We start from the raw sequence: 8,346 nt of genomic DNA on the forward strand, positions 1-8,346 counted from the left end.
TTTCATGAAGTCGGACATTGCGAATGCTCCTTTCTGCAAACAACTTTTAAGCTGTTTGCAGAAAGGATATATCACGACTTTTAGGTTGTGCCAAGGAGATCCTAATATGGAGTTTTATGAGCGAATGCGGGAACTCCGCAAAGAGCACGGCGAGACCCAAGCGCAGGTGGCCGCAGCCGCCGGAATGACAGACCGGCAGTATCAGCGGTTTGAAACAGGCAAACAAAAGCCGGGGTTTGACAGTCTGCTTGCCCTGGCGGACCACTTCGGCGTGTCGCTGGATTATCTGGCCGGGCGGTCGGACCGGAGGGAGATGTAGAGGTGGGTTTCCCGCCGTTCAGAGGAACCCGCTCCTGCAGGGGCGTGCGGCCCGTTTTTGGAGTCAGACATTGCGAATACTCCTTTCTCACGCTTCATAAAGCGTGAGAAAAATATAACACGCTCTGCGAAGCGTGTTAAGGGGGATTTATGGAACTAAACGAGCGATTGCGGGAACTCCGCAAGGAACAGGGCGAAACCCAAAAGCAGGTGGCCGCCGCCATCGGGATTGGGGAGCGGCCCTACCAATACTTGGAGTCCGGCGAGCACCGGCCCAGCCTGGACACGTTGATCGCCCTGGCGGACCACTTCGGCGTGTCGCTGGATTATCTGGCCGGGCGGTCGGACCGGCGGGAGTTGTAAAAGGCCGCCGTCCGGCGGCCTCGGGAATCTTTGCTCCCGCAAGGGGCTTGTTCAGCGGGATGCACCCCCCATTTTCTTTTCGGTCTTGCCCGAAAAGAAAACGGGCCGTGCACGGTCCAAAAGAAAAGAACGCTTTTGGCCGCAACTCTGCACGGGCGTGCAAAGTTGCTGTACGGGGGTTGGCGTGAGATGGTGCCTGCGTGTTTGCGAGGACTGGCCAACGGGCGCGGCGGGGTGCGGTACAGGCTTGAACGCTGATTCCCGCGGCGTGGATGCGGAGGTCAACGGGGTGCAAGGACGCATTTGACCAGCTCCTCTTTCCGCGCGTTCCGCTTCGCTACGCGCTGCCCTGGCGGTCGTAGGGGCCGATGCCTTTATCGGCAGCTCCCGCGCGGGACAGCTAGCGGCAGCGAAAAGAGAAGCAGCTCCATGCGATGACCACCCCGACGACCTCCGCACGATCCGCCACGGGACGGCAGTTGGAGAAATCGCAGAAGAGTATAGCGTGCCCGAAGGCCGGGCCAAATCGGCGCTTGCACCGATCCGCCGCCCCCCGTCGCGCGGAGGGCCACTGCACCGGAGCGCGCCAACGCTTTTCTCTTTGGACCGTGCACGGCCCGTTTCTCTTTTGGCACGACAAAAGAGAAACGGGGGGTGCATTGCCCAGCCATCAGCATGGCTGAATCCCCGTCCCATCGGGACGGTCACATCATAAGAAACAAACGAGGTAATATCAATGGGCAAACTATTTGGAACCGACGGCATCCGCGGCGTGGTGGGGGAGAACCTCACTGCCGACATGGCCTTCCGCGTGGGGCAGGCCGTGGGCACTGTTCTGATGGAGGACAAGGGCAGCCGCCCCACCGTGGTGATCGGCAAGGACACCCGCATCTCCTCCGACATGCTGGAGTCCGCGCTGATGGCGGGGCTCTGCTCCGTGGGCAGCGACGTGAAGCCGGTGGGCACCATTCCCACCCCGGCGGTGGCCTATCTCACCGTGCAGGAAAAGGCTGACGCGGGCATCGTGATCTCCGCCAGTCACAACCCCTATGAGCACAACGGCATCAAGGTCTTCAGCGGACAGGGCTACAAGCTCTCCGACAGCGTGGAGGCCCGGATCGAGGAGAAGATCCTCTCCCAGGAGCCCATGAAGCTCCGAACCCGGGGGGAGATCGGCCGCCGCCACCACGGTATGCGCCAGCTGAAGCGGGACTATATCGACTTCGTGGCCTCCACCATCGAGTCCGATCTGGCGGGGCTGAAAATCCTGGCGGACTGCGCCAACGGCGCTGCCAGCGCCACCGCGCCGGAGCTGTTCGGCCGCTTCAAGGCCCGGACGGACTTCATCCACCGGGACCCGGACGGGGTGAACATCAACAGCCACTGCGGCTCCACCCACCTGGAGGACCTGGCCGCCGCCGTGGTGCGGGGCGGCTATGACATCGGCGTGGCCTTTGACGGGGACGCGGACCGCTGCCTGCTGGTGGACGAGACCGGCGGCGTCATCGACGGCGACAAGGTCCTGGCGGTGTGCGCCCTGGACATGAAGCGCCGGGGAAAGCTCAACGGCAACGCCCTGGTGGCCACGGTGATGAGCAACCTGGGCCTCCACGAGTTCTGCCGGAACAACGGCATCGACCTGCTCTGCACGGATGTGGGCGACCGGAACGTGCTGGAGAAGATGCTGGAGCGGGACTACCGCATCGGCGGGGAGCAGTCCGGCCACACCATCTTCACCGATGTGGAGACCACCGGCGATGGTGAGGTGACGGCCCTCCAGTTCCTGCAGGTGCTGGCCCGGTCCGGGGAGAAAGCAAGTTCCCTTGTCAGCTGCTGCGCCGTCTACCCCCAGGTGCTGGTGAACGTGGAGGTGCCCCACAGCGGCGGCGTGAAGGAGGCCATTATGGCGTCCCCCGCGCTGGCGGAGGCCGTGAAGCAGGAGGAGGAGGCCCTCGCCGGCGCTGGCCGGGTGCTGGTGCGCCCCTCCGGCACGGAGGCCCTGATCCGGGTGATGGTGGAGGCCAAAACCACGCAGATCGCCCAGGCGGTGGCGGACCGGCTGGCAGATTTCATCAAATCGCAAAAAAAATAAAAATCTGTTTCTCGGATTTTTTTACAAATTGCTTGACATTTCACTGGATAGACAGGTATAATACGATATGTACAAATTTAGCGAGAAGACACCCCAGCCCCTGGACCAGTGCAGCGATGAAACGCTGTGCCAACTGGTTGCCGGCGGCAGCCGCGAAGCGGAGGAAGCTCTTGTGACGCGGTACAACCGGCTGGTCCGGACCTGCGCCCGCCCCTTCTTTCTGGTGGGCGGCGACAGCGAGGATCTGACCCAGGAGGGCATGGTGGGCCTCCTCAAAGCCGTTCGGGAGTATGACGCCTCCAAGGAGGCATCCTTCCGGACCTTCGCAGAAATCTGCATTCGTAACCGGCTGTATTCCGTCCTCCGCGCCGCGGCGCGGGATAAGCACATGGCTCTCAATCAGTCGGTCCCCTTGGATACACCCTTCTTTGACGCCAATTCCTACACCTCTGGTACCAGCGATCTGACTCAGCGCGATCCCGAAGCGTATCTCATCGACAGGGAACATACCGCTGCCCTCTTATCCGGTGTCCGGAAACAGTTGTCCGAGTTTGAAGCAAAGATTTTGGGGTACTATTTAGACGGTCTTTCATGCAGGGAAATTGCCGAGACGGTAGGCAAGCCCCCAAAGTCCGTGGACAACGCCGTGCAGCGCATTCGGCGCAAGGTGGCACGGCAGCTTCTTTCCGGCGATCTCAGCGGAAGCTGAACGCAATATATTTTTCTTTTCAAAGAGAGGGTAACATCATGTACGAAGACAAGACCTTAGTTTGCAAGGAGTGCGGCCAGGAGTTCGTGTTCACCGCCGGTGAGCAGGAGTTCTACGCGGAGCGCGGCTTCCAGAACGAGCCCCAGCGCTGCAAGGCCTGCCGTGACGCCCGCAAGAACGCGGCCCGCGGTCCCCGGGAGTATTTCACCGCTGTCTGCGCCGCCTGCGGCGGCGAAGCCCGCGTGCCCTTCGAGCCGAAGTCTGACCGTCCCGTGTACTGCAGCGAGTGCTTCGCCAAGATGCGGGACCAGCAGAGATAAACGAATCAATCCATTTTGGTCTCTTGCAGAGGCGGCGCCCGGTGGGCGCCGCTTCTTCTTTTGCCGTGGGAGCCGGCCGCCGCGCCCCGCGCCGGGGAAACGGGAGGCATTCCGGAAAAATGTGCCGGTGCGGACGCCGAATCTCCACATTTCCAGGCTTTTCAAAGATTTTCTCTTGAAAAACATCGAAAACTAGAGTATAATACCCCTGCTGAATTTCAGATTAGAATTGGAGGAACCTCTGATGATCGAGATCAAGAAGGACACCATCATCGGTGACATTCTGGACATGGCGCCTCAGACCGCGCCCATCTTCCTGTCCATCGGCATGCACTGCCTGGGCTGCCCCTCTTCCCGGGGCGAGACTGTGGAGGAGGCCTGCATGGTCCACGGCGTGGACTGCGACAAGCTGCTGGCCCTGGTGAACGAGGAAGCCAACAAGAAAGCGGAATGACCGGAACGGGACGCATACGGGAGACCGTATGCGTCCTCCTCCGACAGCCGGAACAGGAGGGCGCCATGGGAAAACATCTGGAACTGACGCCGCGCCTGCGGCAGATCGCCGCCTGGGTCCGCCAGGGTGCGCACCTCGCTGATGTTGGCACGGATCACGCCTATCTGCCCGTGTGGCTGACGCTGCAGGGCCGCGTGGCCTCTGCCATTGCCAGCGATCTGCGGCGCGGCCCCCTGGACCGGGCGCAGGAGACCGGCCGGCGCTACGGTGTGGGGGACCGGATCACCTTCCGCCTGGGCAACGGTCTGGCCGCCGTGGCGCCGGAGGAGTGCGACACCATCGTCATCGCCGGCATGGGGGGCGAGAACATCGCCCAGATTCTGGCCGGGGCACCCTGGACCGCCGACGGCCGCCACACCCTGCTGCTCCAGCCCCAGAGCCGGGCGGAGGCGCTGCGCCGCTTCCTGGCGGAGCACGGCTACGCCATAGCGCGGGAGGCGCTGGTGCGGGACCGGGGCTTTCTCTATCCCGTGATCGAGGCCGGGGCAGGGGAGATGCATCTCACGCTGGGCCGGCAGTGGGCCGGGGCGGACCTGCTCTACGACCCCCTGGGGGACCGCTACATCATCGAGAAGATCATCCAGCTCCAGGCGGCGGCGGCCGGGTCCAACCGGGCGTCGGCGCCAGAGGCCCGGGAACGGGGCGATTACGCCAGGGCCGTCATCACGGAGCTTCTGCAAATGAGGGAGGAGTGGCGCCATGCCAACTGTCCGGGAAATTGAACAGGCCCTGTTCCGACTGGCCCCGAAGGAGGGCGCCATGGACTGGGACAACGTGGGCCAGCTGCTGGGGGACCCGGAGGCGGAGGTCCGGCGGGTCCTGGTGGCCCTGGACATCACGGAGGCCGTGGCGGACGAGGCCATCGCGGAAAACTGCCAGCTGATTGTCAGCCACCATCCGGTGATGAACTGCAAATGGCTACCGGTGCAGACCGTCCGGCAGGACACGCCCCAGGGGCACCTGCTGCTGAAAATCCTGAGGAGCGGCCTGTCCGCCATCTGTATGCACACGAACCTGGATGTGGCCCCCGGCGGCGTCAACGACGCGCTGGCCGCCGCGCTGGGGCTGGAGGACCCTGGGCCGCTGGGGGACCCGGAGGGGCTGTGCCGGATGGGAACACTGGCAAGTCCTATGCCTTTACAGGAATTTGCAAAGCACGTCTGCCGGGCGCTCCAGGCCAACGGCGTCCGCTACGCCGGGGACAGCGGCCCGGTGCGGAAGGTCGCGGTGGGCGGCGGCGCCTGCGGCGACTATGAGGATGCGGCCATCGCCGCAGGGTGCGACGTGTTCGTGACCTCGGACCTCAGCTACCACCAGTTTTTAGACGCGGCAGGGAAGGGCATCCGCCTGATCGACGCGGGCCACTTCCCCACAGAGAATCCGGTGTGCACCGTGCTGGCAGAGTACCTGCGCGGCCGGTTCCCGGGCCTCACCGTCACCAAATCCGCCTCCCACCGGGAGGTCATCCAGTATTACGTAGAAGGAGAGTAATGTACCATGTCCGGACATTCCAAATGGCATAATATCCAAAAGACCAAGGGCGCGGCCGACGCCAAGCGCTCCGCCGCCTTCACCAAGATCGCCAAGGAGATCATCGTGGCCGTGAAAGAGGGCGGCGGCTCCGGCGACCCCAACAACAACTCCCGTCTGGCCACGGTTATCGCCAAGGCCAAGGCCGTCAACATGCCCAACGACAACATCAAGCGCACCATCGACCGGGCCCTGGGCTCCGGCAGCACCGACAACTACGAGGCCGTCACCTACGAGGGCTACGGCCCCGGCGGCGTGGCCGTCATTGTGGAGGCCCTGACCGACAACCGCCAGCGCACCGCGCCGGAGGTCCGCCACGCGTTCGACAAGTGCAACGGCAACCTGGGCGCCCAGGGCTGCGTCAGCTGGTCCTTTGACAAGAAGGGCGTCATCGTCATTGACAACGAGGAGGGCGAGCTGGACGAGGACACCGTCATGATGGACGCTCTGGAGGCCGGTGCCGCCGACTTTGAGGCCGACGGTCCCGCCCTGGAGATCACCTGCGACCCCGACGCCTTCAACGATGTGGTGGAGGCCCTGGAGGGGAAGGGCTACGCCTTCGCCAGCGCGGAGATCGAGATGGTGCCCCAGAACTACATCACCCTCACCGGCGAGGGAGACGTGAAGAACATGGAGAAGCTCATCGACATGCTGGAGGACAACGACGACGTGCAGAACGTCTGGCACAACTGGGATAACGACTGAGCATCGCTGGATAGAGAGAGGACGGGGAGACCCGTCCTCTTTTCGTCCTTTGGAATATTCAACAAAACTTTTCTTTTGTGCAAAAACGACGGAGAGGCGGGCCTTGCCGTTCCCCTTGCCATTACCATAACAATGACCATAACTATCACCATAACCCTAACTCTAGCTATTACCATAACGGGAGGATTCTGCAAAATCCTCCCGGAGATTGCATAGAGCCGTGCATCAGATGGGGAGGGGACGCCTTTTCTTGAGAGGAGTGGTTTTTCGTTGGCAGAGGAACACAAGAAGAGTTTTATGCTGTATTTCGATAATTTTCCCTGTGTGGCGGCCCTGGACGCGGAGCAGCGGGGGGAACTGCTGCTTCTGCTGTACCGCTATGCCATGGCGGCAGACAAGGCTCCCACGGATCCGGAGGAGGTTTTGCGGCAGCACCCGGGCTTGAGGGAGGAGACCCGCATGGCCTACCGGTTTCTGGCGGAGACCATTCGGCGGGATACAGAGAAGTGGAAGGAAAAGCAGCGGCGCTACCAAGAGGCGGCGGCGCGGCGGCAGGGGGATGGGGCGATCTCCCGGCAGGCCCTGGAACAGGCCGCGCCCAAGGATTACAGCGACATCCGGAAGTACCTGCGGGACGTCTCTACCGCTGGTCGGTTGCCAAAATCGGACCCATAGGGTAGACTGAGGGCGAGGTGATACACGTGAACAAGGAGCGGCTGGGCGATTTCATCGGCAGCGAGCGGAAAAATCTGGGCCTGACCCAGCGGGATCTGGCGGCGCGGCTGCATGTGACGGACAAGGCCGTCAGCAAGTGGGAGCGGGGACTGAGCTACCCGGATGTGACGCTGCTGGAGCCCCTGGCGGCAGCCCTGGACCTGACGGTGGAGGAGCTGATGGCCTGCCGGAGGCAGGCGGCGAAAGGAGCGGAGGAGACCATGCAGAGCTTGTTGGATATCTCCCGTGACAGCGTGCGGCAGGAGCGGCGGCGCTCCTGGCAGCGGCTGGCGGCGGTGCTGGTGCTGCTGGCAGTGACTGCCGCCGTGGTGGCGTATACGCAGATCGTGGTGACGGAGGAGGGGTATTACAGCATCGTTCTGAAAGAGACTGTGAATGGCAGGAACTGTGTCTATGTGGAGGACCGTGGACACCTGATCCGGCTGAAGTGCGGGGAGGATGTGGACTTTGATGCCCTCACGCTGCGGGACGAGCGGGGAGATACCATTTCCTATCAGATGGACTTTCAATGGAACCGGCTGACCCGCACTGGTACGGTGTCTGCCTGTGAGGACACCGGCGTCACCGTTCTGGGAGGTGTCATGGATGTCACCTATGAGGGGGATTCCGGCAGCGTGCCGCTTCTCTTCGGCTATACCAGCGTCCAGTATCTCCGGGACGGGTATTACCCGGACCCCTACGCAGAGTCCGAAAATCTGGTGTTTTTATGTGACGTCCGGTTTTGGCCCTATCATCCGGAGGAGCCGGACCCCACCGGCATCAACACCCGGGCAATCCTGGAAGTGGAGGACTGCATCAACGCCGAGGCGCTGGACGTGGATGGGGACGGAGAGCTGGAGGTGGCCGTCCGCACCCGCTGGCCGGAGAAGCCGTACACCGTCTACGACTATGTGGATGGAGAGATTGTGGAGTCATGGCCGGACACCCTGCCGGAGGAGATTTTGGAACAGATGTGGGCCCCGTGGGAAGGGCTATGAGAGGTGCTGCCTATGGAATCTCCTGCGCCCCCCTCTGAGAGCGGCGGGTGGGGTCTCCTTCCGCCCGGAGGCGGGGAGCCAGC

Annotated in this window: 11 protein-coding genes; all 11 read left to right on the top strand. The window is 62.7% G+C overall.

Going from position 1 to position 8,346, the window contains the following annotated elements; genetic code table 11:
• Window positions 1-106: 106 nt before the first annotated feature.
• The 11 genes from QVE23_RS09425 to QVE23_RS09475 all read left to right on the top strand — a co-directional run bounded on the left by QVE23_RS09425 (window position 107) and on the right by QVE23_RS09475 (window position 8,263).
• Window positions 107-319 (top strand): helix-turn-helix domain-containing protein, encoded by a 213-nt coding sequence (locus tag QVE23_RS09425; protein WP_036628729.1) that lies wholly within the window; start codon window positions 107-109, stop codon window positions 317-319.
• 149 nt (window positions 320-468) lie between these two features.
• Window positions 469-681 (top strand): helix-turn-helix domain-containing protein, encoded by a 213-nt coding sequence (locus tag QVE23_RS09430; protein ID WP_021750702.1) that lies wholly within the window; start codon window positions 469-471, stop codon window positions 679-681.
• A 736-nt stretch (window positions 682-1,417) separates the two neighbouring features.
• Window positions 1,418-2,773: a phosphoglucosamine mutase gene (glmM, locus tag QVE23_RS09435; RefSeq protein ID WP_287966460.1), complete on the top strand. Its 1,356-nt coding sequence runs from the start codon at window positions 1,418-1,420 to the stop codon at window positions 2,771-2,773.
• Between the two features lie 67 nt (window positions 2,774-2,840).
• Window positions 2,841-3,482: a sigma-70 family RNA polymerase sigma factor gene (locus tag QVE23_RS09440; RefSeq protein WP_021750704.1), complete on the top strand. Its 642-nt coding sequence runs from the start codon at window positions 2,841-2,843 to the stop codon at window positions 3,480-3,482.
• A 38-nt stretch (window positions 3,483-3,520) separates the two neighbouring features.
• The gene (locus QVE23_RS09445; RefSeq protein WP_021750705.1) at window positions 3,521-3,802 is read left to right on the top strand and encodes a zinc-ribbon domain containing protein; all 282 of its coding nucleotides are present in this window, start codon (window positions 3,521-3,523) and stop codon (window positions 3,800-3,802) included.
• Between the two features lie 244 nt (window positions 3,803-4,046).
• Window positions 4,047-4,256 (top strand): DUF1858 domain-containing protein, encoded by a 210-nt coding sequence (locus tag QVE23_RS09450; protein ID WP_287968042.1) that lies wholly within the window; start codon window positions 4,047-4,049, stop codon window positions 4,254-4,256.
• Window positions 4,257-4,321: 65 nt separating this feature from the next.
• On the top strand, window positions 4,322-5,038 hold the full coding sequence (locus QVE23_RS09455; RefSeq protein ID WP_036631075.1) for a tRNA (adenine(22)-N(1))-methyltransferase: 717 nt from the start codon (window positions 4,322-4,324) through the stop codon (window positions 5,036-5,038).
• Window positions 5,016-5,807, top strand: coding sequence for a Nif3-like dinuclear metal center hexameric protein (locus QVE23_RS09460; RefSeq protein ID WP_119310950.1), 792 nt, complete (start codon window positions 5,016-5,018; stop codon window positions 5,805-5,807). Before QVE23_RS09455 ends, QVE23_RS09460 begins: the two co-directional genes overlap by 23 nt.
• A gap of 6 nt (window positions 5,808-5,813) precedes the next feature.
• Window positions 5,814-6,551, top strand: coding sequence for a YebC/PmpR family DNA-binding transcriptional regulator (locus QVE23_RS09465; protein ID WP_256264492.1), 738 nt, complete (start codon window positions 5,814-5,816; stop codon window positions 6,549-6,551).
• Between the two features lie 297 nt (window positions 6,552-6,848).
• Window positions 6,849-7,226, top strand: coding sequence for a DUF6291 domain-containing protein (locus QVE23_RS09470; RefSeq protein ID WP_145985069.1), 378 nt, complete (start codon window positions 6,849-6,851; stop codon window positions 7,224-7,226).
• A 26-nt stretch (window positions 7,227-7,252) separates the two neighbouring features.
• Window positions 7,253-8,263: a helix-turn-helix domain-containing protein gene (locus QVE23_RS09475; protein WP_287968044.1), complete on the top strand. Its 1,011-nt coding sequence runs from the start codon at window positions 7,253-7,255 to the stop codon at window positions 8,261-8,263.
• Window positions 8,264-8,346: the final 83 nt, after the last annotated feature.

Origin of the sequence: Oscillibacter sp. KLE 1728 (assembly GCF_934833455.1) — a bacterium.
GTDB lineage: Bacteria > Bacillota > Clostridia > Oscillospirales > Oscillospiraceae > Oscillibacter > Oscillibacter welbionis.